Annotated in this window: 17 protein-coding genes; 13 read left to right on the top strand and 4 right to left on the bottom strand. The window is 44.3% G+C overall.

Annotation, left to right across the window (positions count from 1 at the left end; translation table 11 throughout):
- Positions 1 to 35: 35 nt before the first annotated feature.
- The 11 genes from cobT (at position 36) to JHD44_RS11265 (ending at position 7,485) form a co-directional block, all read left to right on the top strand.
- Entirely contained in the window at positions 36 to 1,091 is a 1,056-nt protein-coding gene (gene cobT, locus JHD44_RS11315) for a nicotinate-nucleotide--dimethylbenzimidazole phosphoribosyltransferase (RefSeq protein WP_199462860.1), read from the top strand.
- The gene (locus JHD44_RS11310) at positions 1,081 to 1,854 is read left to right on the top strand and encodes an adenosylcobinamide-GDP ribazoletransferase (RefSeq protein WP_199462859.1); all 774 of its coding nucleotides are present in this window, start codon (positions 1,081 to 1,083) and stop codon (positions 1,852 to 1,854) included. The genes cobT and JHD44_RS11310 overlap by 11 nt, the downstream gene beginning before the upstream one ends.
- Positions 1,854 to 2,435 (top strand): histidine phosphatase family protein, encoded by a 582-nt coding sequence (locus JHD44_RS11305; RefSeq protein ID WP_199462858.1) that lies wholly within the window; start codon positions 1,854 to 1,856, stop codon positions 2,433 to 2,435. The genes JHD44_RS11310 and JHD44_RS11305 overlap by 1 nt, the downstream gene beginning before the upstream one ends.
- Positions 2,436 to 2,445: 10 nt before the next feature.
- Positions 2,446 to 3,066 (top strand): trimeric intracellular cation channel family protein, encoded by a 621-nt coding sequence (locus JHD44_RS11300; protein ID WP_133560464.1) that lies wholly within the window; start codon positions 2,446 to 2,448, stop codon positions 3,064 to 3,066.
- A 2-nt stretch (positions 3,067 to 3,068) separates the two neighbouring features.
- The gene (gene cobO / locus JHD44_RS11295) at positions 3,069 to 3,680 is read left to right on the top strand and encodes a cob(I)yrinic acid a,c-diamide adenosyltransferase (RefSeq protein WP_199462857.1); all 612 of its coding nucleotides are present in this window, start codon (positions 3,069 to 3,071) and stop codon (positions 3,678 to 3,680) included.
- Between the two features lie 80 nt (positions 3,681 to 3,760).
- Positions 3,761 to 4,216, top strand: coding sequence for a tetratricopeptide repeat protein (locus JHD44_RS11290; protein ID WP_199462856.1), 456 nt, complete (start codon positions 3,761 to 3,763; stop codon positions 4,214 to 4,216).
- Between the two features lie 205 nt (positions 4,217 to 4,421).
- A complete protein-coding gene (locus JHD44_RS11285; protein ID WP_199462855.1) occupies positions 4,422 to 5,039 on the top strand; it encodes a YitT family protein in 618 nt (205 codons plus the stop codon).
- 154 nt (positions 5,040 to 5,193) lie between these two features.
- The gene (locus JHD44_RS11280) at positions 5,194 to 5,907 is read left to right on the top strand and encodes a pseudouridine synthase (RefSeq protein WP_199462854.1); all 714 of its coding nucleotides are present in this window, start codon (positions 5,194 to 5,196) and stop codon (positions 5,905 to 5,907) included.
- Between the two features lie 21 nt (positions 5,908 to 5,928).
- Entirely contained in the window at positions 5,929 to 6,300 is a 372-nt protein-coding gene (locus tag JHD44_RS11275) for a DUF2750 domain-containing protein (protein ID WP_199462853.1), read from the top strand.
- 25 nt (positions 6,301 to 6,325) lie between these two features.
- Positions 6,326 to 6,826, top strand: a complete 501-nt coding sequence (locus JHD44_RS11270) for a HugZ family protein (protein ID WP_199462852.1) — start codon at positions 6,326 to 6,328, stop codon at positions 6,824 to 6,826.
- A 20-nt stretch (positions 6,827 to 6,846) separates the two neighbouring features.
- Positions 6,847 to 7,485 (top strand): TetR/AcrR family transcriptional regulator, encoded by a 639-nt coding sequence (locus tag JHD44_RS11265; RefSeq protein WP_199462851.1) that lies wholly within the window; start codon positions 6,847 to 6,849, stop codon positions 7,483 to 7,485.
- On the opposite strand, the gene JHD44_RS11260 is transcribed toward JHD44_RS11265, so the two are convergent.
- The gene (locus JHD44_RS11260; RefSeq protein WP_199462850.1) at positions 7,469 to 10,942 is read right to left on the bottom strand and encodes a PAS domain-containing hybrid sensor histidine kinase/response regulator; all 3,474 of its coding nucleotides are present in this window, start codon (positions 10,940 to 10,942) and stop codon (positions 7,469 to 7,471) included. The genes JHD44_RS11265 and JHD44_RS11260 overlap by 17 nt on opposite strands.
- Before the next feature lie 187 nt (positions 10,943 to 11,129).
- Between JHD44_RS11260 and JHD44_RS11255 the strand changes: the two genes are divergently transcribed.
- Both JHD44_RS11255 and JHD44_RS11250 read left to right on the top strand, forming a co-directional pair.
- Positions 11,130 to 11,477, top strand: coding sequence for a DOPA 4,5-dioxygenase family protein (locus JHD44_RS11255; protein ID WP_233402045.1), 348 nt, complete (start codon positions 11,130 to 11,132; stop codon positions 11,475 to 11,477).
- Positions 11,478 to 11,650: 173 nt separating this feature from the next.
- Positions 11,651 to 12,133, top strand: a complete 483-nt coding sequence (locus JHD44_RS11250) for an FKBP-type peptidyl-prolyl cis-trans isomerase (protein ID WP_199462848.1) — start codon at positions 11,651 to 11,653, stop codon at positions 12,131 to 12,133.
- Between the two features lie 155 nt (positions 12,134 to 12,288).
- Here the strand turns inward: JHD44_RS11250 and JHD44_RS11245 are convergent, their stop codons facing one another.
- From JHD44_RS11245 to JHD44_RS11235, 3 genes are all read right to left on the bottom strand, one after another.
- A complete protein-coding gene (locus JHD44_RS11245; RefSeq protein ID WP_199462847.1) occupies positions 12,289 to 12,489 on the bottom strand; it encodes a hypothetical protein in 201 nt (66 codons plus the stop codon).
- Between the two features lie 97 nt (positions 12,490 to 12,586).
- The gene (gene bluB / locus JHD44_RS11240; protein ID WP_199462846.1) at positions 12,587 to 13,237 is read right to left on the bottom strand and encodes a 5,6-dimethylbenzimidazole synthase; all 651 of its coding nucleotides are present in this window, start codon (positions 13,235 to 13,237) and stop codon (positions 12,587 to 12,589) included.
- An 87-nt stretch (positions 13,238 to 13,324) separates the two neighbouring features.
- A complete protein-coding gene (locus JHD44_RS11235; RefSeq protein ID WP_199462845.1) occupies positions 13,325 to 13,852 on the bottom strand; it encodes a hypothetical protein in 528 nt (175 codons plus the stop codon).
- Positions 13,853 to 13,892 lie beyond the last annotated feature (40 nt).

The raw sequence follows: 13,892 nt of genomic DNA, 5'->3' as shown, positions 1-13,892 counted from the left end.
GCTTTTTTAATTGGTTGAATGTTCGTGAGGTTCCCGTGTTAAAAGCCTTCCAAGTAGCCCCTCTAGGCCATGAATTAGACAGCGATATCCAACATAAGATTGACTTTAAAACCAAACCGCCTGGTGCTTTGGGTGGCTTGGAACGCATCGCTTTTCAAGTGGCGCGTATTCAAAGAACGCTAGTTCCTAAGCTTGAGAAAGCGCAAATGCTAGTGTTTGCAGCAGATCATGGCGCGGTTGATAAAGGCATTAGTGCATTTCCCCAAGAAGTCACACCACAAATGGTAGCGAACTTTTTAGCCGGTGGTGCCGCGGTGAGTGTCTTCTGTAAACAACACAACGTACCACTAAAGGTGGTTGATGTTGGCGTCAAAGTTGACATGCCAGATCACCCCTTACTGTCTAAACGAAAAGTGGCTTACGCGAGTCAAGATTTCTCAGAGCAAGCAGCACTGAGCCTTGAGCAAGTAAACCAAGCGTTTCAAGCAGGCGCAGATGAAGTGGATGCTTGCGGAGATATAGACTTGTTGCTATTTGGTGAGATGGGGATTGGTAATACAGGTGTCTCGTCTTGCATGATGAGCGCGATAACAGGAACGAAGCCAGAAGACACAGCAGGGCGCGGGACTGGGCTAGATGATGCTGGTGTTTCGAAAAAAGCACAGATTATTGCGACATCGCTTCAGCGTGCTGAGCAAGAGCTTAACAAACCTGTAGGCAAATGGGCACCTTGGGAAGTCGCAACACAAGTAGGTGGACTAGAAATTCTAGCCATGTCGGGGGCCATGCTGCGCTCGGCTGAGTTAGGTAAACCATTTGTGGTTGATGGCTTTATCTGCACGGTTGCTTTGTTATTTGCTAGCAAATTGCAGCAAGCCGTGGTGGATTATGCCATCTTTGCTCACCAATCCGATGAACAGGCTCATAAAGCGCTGTTACAACACTTTGACGCTACGCCTATCTTAAAGCTGGACTTACGTTTAGGCGAAGGGTCTGGTGCCATTCTTAGTTACCCGATCATTAAAAGTGCTGTCATCTTCTTCAATGAAATGGCAAGTTTTGAGTCCGCTGGAGTCAGTAATGCTTCTTGAACAGGATTGGCAGGGCTTTAAACGATCTCTGGCAACCTATACAAGAATCCCACTGAATATCGATTGGGACTCTCCTAAAAAGCACACGCCTAGCGTGTGCTTTTTACCATGGGTTGGTGCGATCGTCGCAATGCTTAGTGCTTGGCCGCTGCTCTTTAGTGGATGGTCTCCTGAATTTCAAGCATTGTTGATGATCGTCAGTGCAGTGCTATTGACCGGAGCCTTTCATGAAGATGGTTTGATGGATGCTGCCGATGGCTTAGTCGGCGGTTGGACGGCAGAACAGCGCCTTACCATTATGAAAGACTCGCGGGTTGGCAGTTATGGTGTGTTGGCAGGGATATTTTGCTTTGCAATAAAGTGGTGGCTCTTGAGTCAGTGGATCACTAAATCTTTGTGGCAAGATGGCATGTTGTTTGTGCTATTGGGCTGGATCACGGTTCATGTTTGCGCCCGTTGGTTGCCACTGGGGATCATGACTTTCTTAGATTATGTCAGCCTTGGTCATAGTAAAGCTAAAAGCATGATCTCAGAATTTACCTTGCGTGGCTGTGTATGGATCGCCTTGTCTATGCTGTTTGTCATTGTGTTGATTGGCGTAAATTATTGGTTCTCAGTTGCGCTAATGTTAGTGGTCACAGGTGTCTGTGTCGCCCTATATTTAGTTCGTCGAATTAATGGTTTTAACGGTGACACGTTGGGAGCAAGTGAGCAGATCGCGGAGCTGTTGGTGTTGTTTACCTTACTGGGGTGGCAAGCCTAATGAAGTTATTGTTGATTCGTCACCCCAAACCGGACGTTGCAAAAGGGCTTTGCTATGGTCAAACGGATGTGCCGATTGTGGAGAGCTGGCCGCACGATGCACAAGCCATTAACACTTGGCTCACCAAACACTACCCAGATAACACTTGGCAATTCTTTCACAGCCCGTTAGTGCGAACGCGCTTGCTAGCAAAAGCATTACAGCCTCAATCCGTGTCTGTGGAAGCTATTAAAGAAGTAGATTTTGGCAACTGGGAAAATCGCTTATGGAATGATATTCCCAAACCTGAAATTGATGAATGGATGGCATGTCTGACCAATAATGCGCCATATCATGGTGAGAGTTTAAAGACTTTGTTTGAACGTGTCATAAGCTGGTTTGAAGGTATTCGTCAGGCGGATAAAGACACGGTATTGGTCACGCATGCTGGCGTGATTAAAGTGCTGGTGGCGCATTTATGTCAATGGCCATTGGACCAGTGCCATCGTTTAAACCCTTCTTATTCGAGTATCACTGAATTAGATCTAGGCGAGCATTATGCCATATTGAATCGTCTAGGCGCGGGTGACTGGGTACGTTAAAGAGGTTTCTATGCTGTTGTACATTTTGGGCATGATTGGTATTGCCGCGTTCGCGATCTCGGGAGTGATTTCTGCTGGTCGACGCAACATGGATATTTTTAGCATTGTGTTGCTGGGTATGGTGGCTTCGTTGGGCGGCGGCACCATTCGCGATGTCGTGCTGAGGCTGGATGCCGTGTATTGGGTGCAAGATACGTCTTATTTATGGGTTGCGTTTTTGTCCTCAGTATTCGCTTTCTTTGGGGTGAGGGTGATCGAAAACCGTCAGCAAGTGTTTCACTATGCCGACTCATTTGGTTTGGCTTTATTCACTGTCGTCGCTACGGAGCGCGTGCTGGCCCAAGGCTTTTCTCCGATGATTGCCATAACCATGGGAGTGATTACTGGAGTTGCAGGTGGGATCATCCGAGATTTGTTGAGTGATCGTGCGCCATTGGTTCTAGGCAAAGAGTTTTATGCCACACCAGCATTTCTCGGAGCTTTGTTAGTCGTGCTACTAGAGCAGAATATGCCTTGGCATGAATATAACTCGATTTACGCCAGCTTTTTGATCTTTATACTGAGAATACTGGCAATTCATAAAGGCTTGTATTACCCAAGCTGGTTACTATTCAAAAAAAGAGATTCATAACGATGGAGAGAACCCCAGAACAGCAAGCGCAAATCGACATGGCCAAGCGTTTGAAAAAGAAAGAGGTAGTGGATAAGAAAATTGCTGCGGCGACCGAAGAGCGCGGTGTTTCGATTTTGTTAACTGGAAATGGTAAAGGTAAAAGTTCCAGTGCGTTTGGCACGATGGCCCGAGCATTGGGGCATGGCCAAAATGCGACCGTTGTTCAATTTATCAAAGGTCGTAAAGAAACAGGGGAGCAATTATTTTTTGGTCAACATCCCCAAGTATCTTTTCATGTGATGGGGCATGGTTTTACTTGGGAAACGCGCGACCCAGAGTTAGAGCAAAAAGCCGCCAATCAAGCTTGGGAAGTGGCAAAACAAGCACTTGCGGATGAGCGTGTGAACTTTGTCCTGCTGGATGAAATTACTTATATGTATAAGTACGGTTATCTTGATGCGGATGATCTGGTCGAAGCGTTAGCGAATAGGCCTGCTCACCAAAATGTGATGATGACCGGCAGAACGGCACCGAGAGCCTTATTAGATAGTATTGATACTCACAGTAAAATCGCTAATGAGCGTCATGCCTTCGAAGGGGGAGTGAAGGCGCAAGCTGGCATTGAATGGTAAAATGAGAACCTTTCTTATTTAATTGGACTTTTTCTGTTTTCTAGATGATAATCATTCTTATCATTAGAAGAGGAGGTCCTATGATTTACTGGCAGCATTTAACTCGACAAGCAAATGAAGCACATACTCGCGAGGCCTATGTAGACGCTCAAGAGTTGGGGCGAAAAGCCTTAGCATGTGCGGAAGCAACTTTTAAAGATGACTTTGAGGTCGATGCAGAAACAGCCGTTTCGGCGGTGATTGTGAGCTATATGAATCTCGCAGAAGTGTCTGTTTCTATGAAGGAGTGGCTACAAGCCAATGATTACTTTGAGCGCGGTGTGCAGTTCCTACAAGGGATTATTGTGAAGCCCGAGTTGCCGACAGAGCATCGTGAGTTAATTGAGCTGACGGCTTCGCATTTACGATTTGAGTGGGAGCTTTTTACTCAAACTTACGGTAGCAAGTTGGCTGTTGCGAAACGTACTAACCGTCTTCGTTGGTTAAAACAACGAAATGACGAAAGCTCACCGTGGCAAAGTAGCTATGGTTACTAATATTTTAATGATTGCTTTGAGTATAGTGTTGGTTGTACTACTGATTAACCTATTGAGACGATAGCGAATCAAGTTATCTTACAGTGTACAAAAAAATATACACTTAAGCCTTGCTGTTCTTTTTTAGGGTTTGCTCAGCCATAGAGTACCGCTTAGACAGAGACTAAAATACAAGCTCTTTAGGATTCAACAAGGGTTAGTTTTTATGTCTGTAGCGGTGTCTGATATCAAACGGCATTCTCTTCTAGAAGATGCCCAAGCCATCATCGCGGGTACCATGATGATCGCCTTGGGCATTAACTTTTATACGCAAGTTGGCTTGTTGACTGGCGGTACCGCAGGGATTGCCTTCTTGCTTAATTACATAACGTCTTTTAGCTTCGGGCAAATTTTCTTTGTGATTAATCTGCCATTTTATTGGTTATCGATTCGTCGTATTGGCCTAGAGTTTACTCTCAAGACTTTCGCTTCTGTTTTTCTAGTGTCTGTATTTTCAGATATTACGCCGATGTTCTTACAGCTTGAGAACATTAACCCATTCTATGCCACCATTGCTGGCGGATTTTTAATTGGTGTGGGCTTTGTGATGCTATTCCGCCACAATGCAAGCTTGGGTGGCCTGAATATTCTGGCGCGCTACTTATTCCAGACTCGTGGCGTGCCCATTGGTAAGTTTATGATGACAGTGGATTGTATGGTGGTCTGTATGTCTGTGTTTATCGTGGACTTTTCATTGATTGCGATTTCGATCCTTGGTGCTGTGGTACTTAACTTCATGTTGGTCATGAATCATAAACCAGGTCGATACAGCGTCTCGTTTTAATTAGACGTTAACTGCGTTTCTTAAATCTAGCGGGTCAGGTATGATAGAGACATCATGCTTGGCCCGTTTTGTTATGTACTTTTACAAAATTGTTAAACGAGCCGCGCTGTAATTTTAATCCTTAACTTTACGCGACGAGACACTTCCAGCCTCTATGTCAAAACCCTTTTCCGATACTTCCGTCAGACTCGACTTCTTTGTTTCCCATACATTAGGACTGTCACGAAAAGATGCCAAACTCCTAATTACCAAAGGACAAATCAGCGTCAATGATACGGTCATTAAAAAAGCCAATCATACTGTCACGCACCAAGATCAAGTTAAGCATCACGATGATTTATTAGCTTGGCCTCGAGATAAGTATTTCGTATTGAATAAACCCGCTGGCTATGTGTGTGCGACGGAAGATGGTGAACACCCAGTAGTGTTGGATTTGATCGCGACGCACGAGCAGAAAGATTTGCGTGTAGTTGGACGTTTGGACATGGACACAACAGGGTTGCTGCTGTTAACGACAGATGGGCAATGGTTGCATCGCATTACTTCGCCTAAGAGTGATTGTTTTAAGCAATATCGAGTCTGGTGTGCGGATGACATCACTGATGAAGCGATCAAGCAACTTGAGCAGGGTGTTCAACTGAAGAGTGAAGAGCACCCCACTAAGCCAGCTAAAGTTGTACGAGTAACTTCCCAAGAAATATTGCTGAGCATTTCCGAAGGAAAGTACCATCAAGTTAAGCGTATGTTGGCGGCCTTGGGTAATAAAGTCGTTCGTTTACATCGAGAATCCATCGCTGAGGTGGCTTTGGGTGACTTAGAAGAAGGTCAGTACCGAGAGCTAACCGATGCCGAAGTGGCGCTATTTTAACGTTTTAAAGAGAGATCCAGAATGAGTGAAGAGCTAAGCTTAGATCAACGCATCCAGTTACTCGCATCCACTGATGATGTTCGATTAGAGTACTTTGTAAAAACCGTCAAAGAACATAAAACAGTTTGGAGTCTAAGCAACGAAGAAGGTTTCGTGATGGTTGAAACCGATGATGGCGACTGCGTTATGGTGTGGCCTGATGCAGACTTCGCTGCTCAGTGGGCGATAGATGAATGGGATGACTGTGAGCCTGTTGAGGTCTCTCTGGAGACTTTCCAAAGCATGTGGCTACCAAGTCTTGAGAAGGACAACATTACCTTAGCTGTTTTCCCAAACATAGATGATGAAGGTAAGCTGACAAGTGCTGAGCAATTGAAGGCACTGCTTGGCTAAGTTTTAAGGACGACAAGGAGGCACCGTGAAAAACCAACGTTTAGCCAGTGAGCTGGCGACTGAAATTCAAGCCTTCCTTGATCAGCAGGGCAGCTTAATGCTCGCTGTTGTGGATGCTCAGGGTGTTCCTATTGCGTCATATGCTCCCTATGTCGTGCTAGAAGAAGAGTTTTACATCTTAGTCAGTCGTTTAGCTCAGCACACTCAAGCTTTAGAACATGGTCTGCATGCTTCGGTATTGATCATTGAAGATGAAGCAAGCAGTGATACTGTATATGCTCGAAAACGGTTACAATACGAAGTCTCTGTTAACATGATTCAGAGAGAGTCCGCTACTTGGTCTTTGGTAGGAGACTTATTAGTCAAACGTCATGGTGAAGTGGCGTCTCAGTTGTTATCACTGGGGGATTTTCTGATGTTTAAACTGCGTCCTTTACAAGGGCGTTTCGTCAAAGGTTTTGGACGAGCATACGAGTTAGCAGCCAACACATTGGTATCAGATCAATTAGATCATTTACGTGGATAAATCGAAGGAATAAAAGACTCATGAGTAAGCGTCAAGCCAACCGAGAAGAAGTTTTCTCGCGTATTTTAGAAGCGGCTGAAATTGAATTTGGATTGAAAGGTTTTGGTGGTGCAAGCCTTCAGCATATAGCTGAGCGTGCGGGTTTGCCGAAGCCAAATATCGTATATTACTTTCACTCTAAAGCGAATCTTTATAAGCAAGTTTTGAATAACATTGCTGACGGTTGGAATGATCTATTTGATAAAGCGACTGCGATGGACGATCCAGCTATTGTGCTAGATCGATTTATTCGCATTAAGTTGCGTCAAAGTTTTGAAAATGGTCGGTCATCACGTATTTTTGCTCAGGAAGTGATTCAAGGTGCGCATTACATTGGTGACTACTTGAAAGAAGATTTACGTCCTTGGCTACGTTCTCGCGTAGGTGTCATTGAGCAATGGATTGAGACTGGCAAAATGCGCAAGGTTGACCCAGTCGCCCTTATTTTTATGATTTGGTCTACGACTCAACATTACGCGGATTTTGAGGCGCAGATTCTTGCTTTGACTGGAAAAGAGCAGCTTGATGAAGCGGATTTAGTTCGTGTTGGTGACACGTTAAGCGAGATCATCCTTCGCGGTTGTGGATTAACCCCTCCAGTCTCTAATCATCCGTTATAGCATCCCGTTGGGTGATTATGTGTTGAACCAAAGCCCGTAATTTTGCGGGCTTTGCTGGTTTTGGCATATAGGATATCTGTTTCTCTTTGCACAGCTCAGCTAATTCATCCGTACGCACCGCTGTGATCAACACGGCTGCGATAGTTTGATTAAAGCGCTTTCTTAACAACTCAATTAAGTCTATCCCGTCATGCTGGTCATTAAGCTGATAATCCATCAGTAATAATTCGGGTATTGTTTCCGCAAAAGCATTCAGTGCATCTTCATAACGATTGAAGGTACGATAAGTACAGTGCCATTTATCTAATAATGTGCTCATGGCTTCCAAGTTATTCGGGTCATCGTCAACACACCATATATGACACATTGCCAAAGCTTTGTTAATGGTTGCAACAGGAGCAATTTCAGGGGCTTTTTGAGGCAGTGCGGGCTGCTTGGCATTGGGCACTAAGATCGTAAAGCAGCTTCCTTTATGTGGTACTGAACGTACTTGGGTGGTAACCCCAAGTAATTTCTGCATACGTCTTACTAGTCCTAACCCCAACCCCATTCCAGGTTCACGATTATTTTCCCAGCGATAAAAGTCATCAAATACTTTGTTCTGCTCACTCTTAGGAATACCGACACCTGTGTCCCATACTTGAATGGAAACATGCTGATGACTTGGTCTAACAGAAATTAACACTCGCCCAGTTTCAGTGTATTTGACCGCATTCGAGACAAAGTTCTGAATGATGCGTCTTAGATAAATTGGGTCACTGTGTACGCGGCAAGGTCTTATGTGAGTCGATAAACGTAAGTTTTTGCTTTCTGCTATCACTGCAAATTCAGTGATAATTGGATCAATAATCGGCTGGATGTCGGTGTCAACGAGAGTCGGTTTGATCGCGCCTTGATCTAGTCGGGCAATTTCTAATAGAGTTGAGATCAACGTTTCGGTTGACTCAAGGGAGTCACTTAACTTGTTTAAGGTGGTAATGGAGTCATCTGGAATTGCGCTATCTTGAAGTGCTCCGAGGTATAGCTTTGCAGCGTTCAAAGGTTGCAGAATATCGTGGCTTGCCAGCGCAAGAAACTCTGTTTTGGAGGCATTGGCATGCTCAGCTTCTGCCTTAGCGCTCATTAACTCTTGTTCTGCCTGAGCACGTCGGTCAATTTCTTGTCTCAATTCTTGGTTGATGCCCTGTACTTCTTGTGTTCTCGCAACCACACGTTTTTCAAGATCAATGTTGGCATCTTTTAGGGCTTGCTGGCTTTCAATGTGCTCTGTGACATCGGTAAAACTGGTAACAAAGCCTCCATTGGGTAATGGATTACCCACCATCTCAATAACACGTCCATTGGCTCTTCTGCGAAGGAAACGATGTCCTGTGCCTTTACGAAGATGCTCTAATCGCTTATTCACTAGCTCTTCGACGTCACCAACTCCGCATTCGCCATTGACAGCGTTGAAGCGGATTAACTCTTCGACAGGTAGACCGATTTTTAACATGCCTTCTGGATACGGGTAGAGAGACATATAGGTTTTGTTCCAGGCCACCATCCGTAGCTCTTTGTCGACGACACTTATGCCATGGTCCAGGTTATCTAGCGAGATGAACAATAAGTTTTGGTTGAACTGAATAGCTTGAGTGGCTTCATCTAAGTAGGTCACCATCTCTTCTACTTTGATTTGCTTATCCACCAGCAGCGAGTTGATGATGGTACGAGCTGAAGAGCCACCTAGAACTCCCCCAAGCACACGTTCGCAATATTCGATAAATAATCGAGAAGGACGCTGGTTTGAGGGCAAATCTTCGTTGTAATTTTGTTCGAAATGATGAATCACTTCAGCGCATTTTTGTTCCCCTAAAAAGGTTTCAAGCAAAACGAATAAGTCACCATTGATGGCTTTACTTTTCGGTTTAAAAAAACGACTTTCAACTTCCGAAGTGGGGGTGACAAAGGCTGTGGCTTGGATACGGTCGACTAGACGTTCGCTGGCCAACAATGAGCCAAAAACATAACCAATAATATTGGCAATTAGGCTGATTAATGCACCATAACTAATGAGCTCACTGCGTGACGAATAGGTGCCTAATGACATTTCGCCACCAGCAGTAAAGGGGAGCAGCATCCATAAGAACCAGCAGATAAAGCCAAGCGTCAGACCTGCGTAGACACCATAGGCATGTCCACGTTTCCAATACAAACCACCAATGACAGCCGGAACAAGCTGGAATACCAAAGAGAAGGCAAGTAAGCCGGTACTAGCAAGTGATTCACTGTTTGCCATTTCTTGGTAATAGACAAAGGACAAAGACAAAATGCCCAACATGGCGATGCGTCGAACCAGTAAAATTCGACGATTATAAATGGGCAAGGTTCGATTTTGAGTTTTGCTTCGAGCCAGCATCAGCGGCAGGATCACATCGTTACTGATCATGATACTGAGCGCAAAAGTGGCCACAATGACCATGGCCGTTGTGGCAGACATACCGCCAAGGAACATTAGAATTTGTAAGGGAAGGTTTTGCGATTCTAGAGCTAATTGAATCACATACGTATCGCCATTAATGTCACTACTAAAGAGGCTTTGTCCGACTATAGCAATGGGAGGAATAAGCGCAGCAAAGACGAGTAAGTACAGAGGAAAAATCCATCGTGCGGTGCGTGACTGTTTATCATTTTGATGATCCACCACGGTGACGTGGAATTGGCGAGGCAAACAAATGACCGCGGCGGCGGCCATCAATGTTTGCATAATAAATGGGAAAGAAAAAAAAGTGTCGCTGCGCCACTCGCTTAAGTCAGCACCCTCTACAAAGCTTTCAATAGAATCATGAGGTATCGCAAAAATTGCGACCAAGCCTACCGCTATAATGGCCACTAATTTAAACAGCGACTCACTGCCAATCGCTAACATCATACCTGAACGGTATTCAGTTACTTCAACCTTACGTGTCCCAAACAACATCGCAAAGATTCCGATTAATACGGTTGCCACAAAGACAACCAAACTAGCGGAGCTTTCATCTTGATTTACGAATAACGCAAAATTTGAACCAATGGCTTTAAGTTGAAGTGCAATATAAGGAATCACTGCGAGCATGCAGATTAGGATCACAACAGGGGCCGTGAGCGGCCTTTTACCATAGCGCGAAGAGATAAAGTCCGCTACCGAGGTGATATTTTGCCTACGGCTTACAAAGATCATCTTTCGCAGAATACCAAAACCAAATAGGTAAAGAAGTACAGGACCTAATAGTATCGGAAGGTAGCTCCAACCTGATCGCGTGGCTTCACCAATGGCTCCGTAAAAAGTCCATGCGGTACAATAAATAGCGAGCGACAAGCTATAGACAAGAGGGTGTCGGGTGAGTCGTTTGGCAATTGAACTGTCCTTATCGCCCCAATTAGCAATCCAGAAAAGTCCTAAGATGTAGAGTATTGCGAGAATTACCCAAAATGCTGTCATCGCGTGACATGTTCCATTACTAGCTACGAGATGTGCTTAATGTAGCACAGCTCATGCTGAATGCCTTTAGACCATAGTCTTGAGTGTTTTGTTTCGCTATATGAAACAGACAGTTAAAGATCGGTCGCTCTATTCTAATAATTATAAATGCTATGATTGTTTTACATCACTCATTATGAGATCGCCTATGCCATTGCAAGAGTTTAAAGCTTACCATGCACATTTGTACTACTCCGATCATGATGGATTATCAGAAGCTCAGCATATTGCCCATCAAGTTGCTGAGTTGTTTGATGTAAGTGTGGGGCGCTTTCATGAAAAAAAAGTTGGTCCTCACCCTATGTGGAGTGTTCAAATTTCATTTTCATCAGTGATTTTGGCAGAGATTATGCCTTGGTTGATACAAAATCGCGGTACCTTAGATGTGCTTTTGCACCCTTTGAGTGGAGATGAACTTTGGGATCACACGCAGGGAGCTTGCTGGTTAGGAAAAAGCCACACACTAGATATTCGTCAGTTCTTGCCTAAAATCTAATGAAATCCGCTGTATTTACGAAGAAAATGCCTGATACGGTAGTAAAGCAAAGATGGCTTCGTTACCATTATTATTGAATACACATTAGGGTTCGTGATGTAGCGGTGTTTGGCAATGTTCTATTGCAGTTCTTCGGCACTCGTTCCCAGCCAATATTTAATTAGGAGATTACAATGCAAATCGCACAGAACACAGTGGTGAGCATGCACTACACACTAACCGACGAAGCTGGCCAAGTTCTTGATTCTTCAGCAGGCCAAGAGCCTTTAGTTTTCTTGAGTGGTGCTCAAAACATCATCGAAGGTTTAGATAACGCGATTCAGGGTAAAGCTGCGGGCGATGCATTGAAAGTAGAAGTAACACCTGAAGAAGGTTACGGCCCAGTCCATCAAGAATTGATCCAAAAAGTGCCACGCGAAAACTTCCAAGGTGTTGATAGCATCGAAGTAGGTATGCAATTCATGGCGCAAACACCAAATGGTCAACAACCAGTAGTCGTTGTAGGTGTTGAAGAAGACGGTGTTGTTTTAGATGGCAACCATCCTTTAGCAGGAAAACCACTAAGCTTCGAGGTTGAGATTGTAGAAGTGCGTGAAGCCACAGAAGAAGAAGTTGAACATGGTCATGTTCACGGTGAAGGTGGTCACCACCACTAATCAAGTGATTGATTACTTAAGGGCTGCCGCAAGGTGGCCTTTTTTATGTTGATGTGTTTTTGAATGTAACAAGAGAAGAGAAAGGGTAAGGAAAGAGGCTTAGGAAAGCGCATTTTTATATTAATTTTTGCGCCCTATAACCTAAAACAGCGTGATTAAGCGTGAGAGTGCTTAGCTGAATTGAAAGAAATACGCTTGCTTACCAATGTTTTTTTGACCCAAGCAAATGCCGAAGAAATCATTTCTACCGTAAATTCTGCTGACTCCGCGCGAGCAATGGCTGCCGCTTTTTCATGCTCAGAAATATATGTTGCATCAACTGTTTCTAGCATTTCCACAAGAGATTTAGTTTTCATATCATTCTCCTAAAAGTGAGTTATTACACTAAAGTATGATAGAAGAACACTTGTATTGTCTCAAACGATAAAAACTCTCCTTATTGATTAGAAAAATTCAACTATTGATATTCCACTTCTCATAGTGGATGGCCTCCGATAAGGGACGTCGATCTTGCCATCCATAACGCTCTAGGTCAGGTGTTGTTTGGAAAGCTTCTACATAGCCAATACAGAAGTAGCCAATGATGTCTAAGTTTTCAGGTATCTCTAGTGTGTCGTATAACACTTGGTCTTCTAAAATACTCACCCATCCCATCCCTAAATTTTCAGCTCTTGCTGCTAACCATAAATTTTGTACAGCACAGACTGCGCTGAAAAGATCCATTTCAGGTTTAATGGTTCTACCTAACACGACATCGCCAGTGCGTGATCGGTCACAAGTGATGCAAATACCTAATGGAGCTTCTTCAATACCTTCAAGCTTAAGCGAGCGATAGAGTGTCTTACGCTCACCGTCAAATAACTTGGCGGAGGCTTCGTTAGCGGCAAGAAAACCGTCTTTAATTTTTGCGCGAGTTTTAGGGTTTTTAATGATGATGAAGTCCCACGGCTGCATGAAACCAACGCTTGGGGCATGGTGAGCGGCTGTTAAAAGTCGCTGAATGACTGCATCGTCAACTGGAGTGGGTAAAAAATCTCGGCGCACATCGCGGCGGTTAAAGATAATGTTATAAAGATGGTCGCGATGGGTACTGTCGAAATGCATACAAGGCTCCAATGTAAGAGCCCTGTATTGTCGGGAAAAAGTGTTAAAGGTGCAAATGAGTGATTAGCGATTATTGCTGAGCACCTTTCAAGAAGCACGTCCATCACAAACAGCGGTCAGTAATGGGTCGTTGTTTGGTAAAGATACCCACTCGCGATTGTCCACTTGGTTGCCAGATGGAACTTCTAGCTTGTTGGTGAAATTTGTACGTGCACTGGCTCCGCAATGAATAACTTGGGTCACGCGCTTAGCAGAGAGGCGACGTTCAAAGAAATAGAGGTCTACTAGATAAACATCGTGATTGAGATCATTTTGCGCAGCGTTGTTAATGTCGGCTGCGATAAAACGAGTGGTTTGCGGGTAAACCATGCTCCATGGACGCCATGGGGCTTCTTCTTCTACGGTTTTTACCACCACTACGCCTTCTGGTAGTAGGCTTGCTTGGTGCTCGTACCAAGTGTATTCGCTTTGAATTTGAAAACTTAGCATGCCGATACCTGCCAAAGTAGGAACCAGCCATTTAGGTGCTTTCTTTAATGACAGCTTGCGGATGAATAGGGCGATACCCGCACCTGCAAGGCCTGCACAGATTGTCGCAATTAATTCCCAAAGCATAAAGTCACCTTTTTATTATTCTGTTGTTTGAAATCAGTGG

It is taken from the genome of Marinomonas ostreistagni (assembly GCF_016461785.1).
Classification (GTDB): Bacteria; Pseudomonadota; Gammaproteobacteria; order Pseudomonadales; family Marinomonadaceae; genus Marinomonas; species Marinomonas ostreistagni_A.
Note: the sequence above shows the minus strand (reverse complement) of the source record. Positions and strands in the feature narration are given on the sequence as shown.

Bases quoted from the DNA above. Each gene is read 5' to 3' on its own strand.
- JHD44_RS11300 (WP_133560464.1), top strand. From the start codon at position 2,446: ATGCTGTTGTACATTTTGGGCATGATTGGTATTGCCGCGTTCGCGATC.
- JHD44_RS11305 (WP_199462858.1), top strand. From the start codon at position 1,854: ATGAAGTTATTGTTGATTCGTCACCCCAAACCGGACGTTGCAAAAGGG.
- JHD44_RS11290 (WP_199462856.1), top strand. From the start codon at position 3,761: ATGATTTACTGGCAGCATTTAACTCGACAAGCAAATGAAGCACATACT.
- JHD44_RS11310 (WP_199462859.1), top strand. From the start codon at position 1,081: ATGCTTCTTGAACAGGATTGGCAGGGCTTTAAACGATCTCTGGCAACC.
- bluB (WP_199462846.1), bottom strand. From the start codon at position 13,237: ATGCATTTCGACAGTACCCATCGCGACCATCTTTATAACATTATCTTT.
- JHD44_RS11250 (WP_199462848.1), top strand. From the start codon at position 11,651: ATGCAAATCGCACAGAACACAGTGGTGAGCATGCACTACACACTAACC.
- JHD44_RS11245 (WP_199462847.1), bottom strand. From the start codon at position 12,489: ATGAAAACTAAATCTCTTGTGGAAATGCTAGAAACAGTTGATGCAACA.
- JHD44_RS11260 (WP_199462850.1), bottom strand. From the start codon at position 10,942: ATGACAGCATTTTGGGTAATTCTCGCAATACTCTACATCTTAGGACTT.
- JHD44_RS11285 (WP_199462855.1), top strand. From the start codon at position 4,422: ATGTCTGTAGCGGTGTCTGATATCAAACGGCATTCTCTTCTAGAAGAT.
- JHD44_RS11255 (WP_233402045.1), top strand. From the start codon at position 11,130: ATGCCATTGCAAGAGTTTAAAGCTTACCATGCACATTTGTACTACTCC.
- cobO (WP_199462857.1), top strand. From the start codon at position 3,069: ATGGAGAGAACCCCAGAACAGCAAGCGCAAATCGACATGGCCAAGCGT.
- JHD44_RS11280 (WP_199462854.1), top strand. From the start codon at position 5,194: ATGTCAAAACCCTTTTCCGATACTTCCGTCAGACTCGACTTCTTTGTT.
- JHD44_RS11235 (WP_199462845.1), bottom strand. From the start codon at position 13,852: ATGCTTTGGGAATTAATTGCGACAATCTGTGCAGGCCTTGCAGGTGCG.
- JHD44_RS11265 (WP_199462851.1), top strand. From the start codon at position 6,847: ATGAGTAAGCGTCAAGCCAACCGAGAAGAAGTTTTCTCGCGTATTTTA.
- JHD44_RS11275 (WP_199462853.1), top strand. From the start codon at position 5,929: ATGAGTGAAGAGCTAAGCTTAGATCAACGCATCCAGTTACTCGCATCC.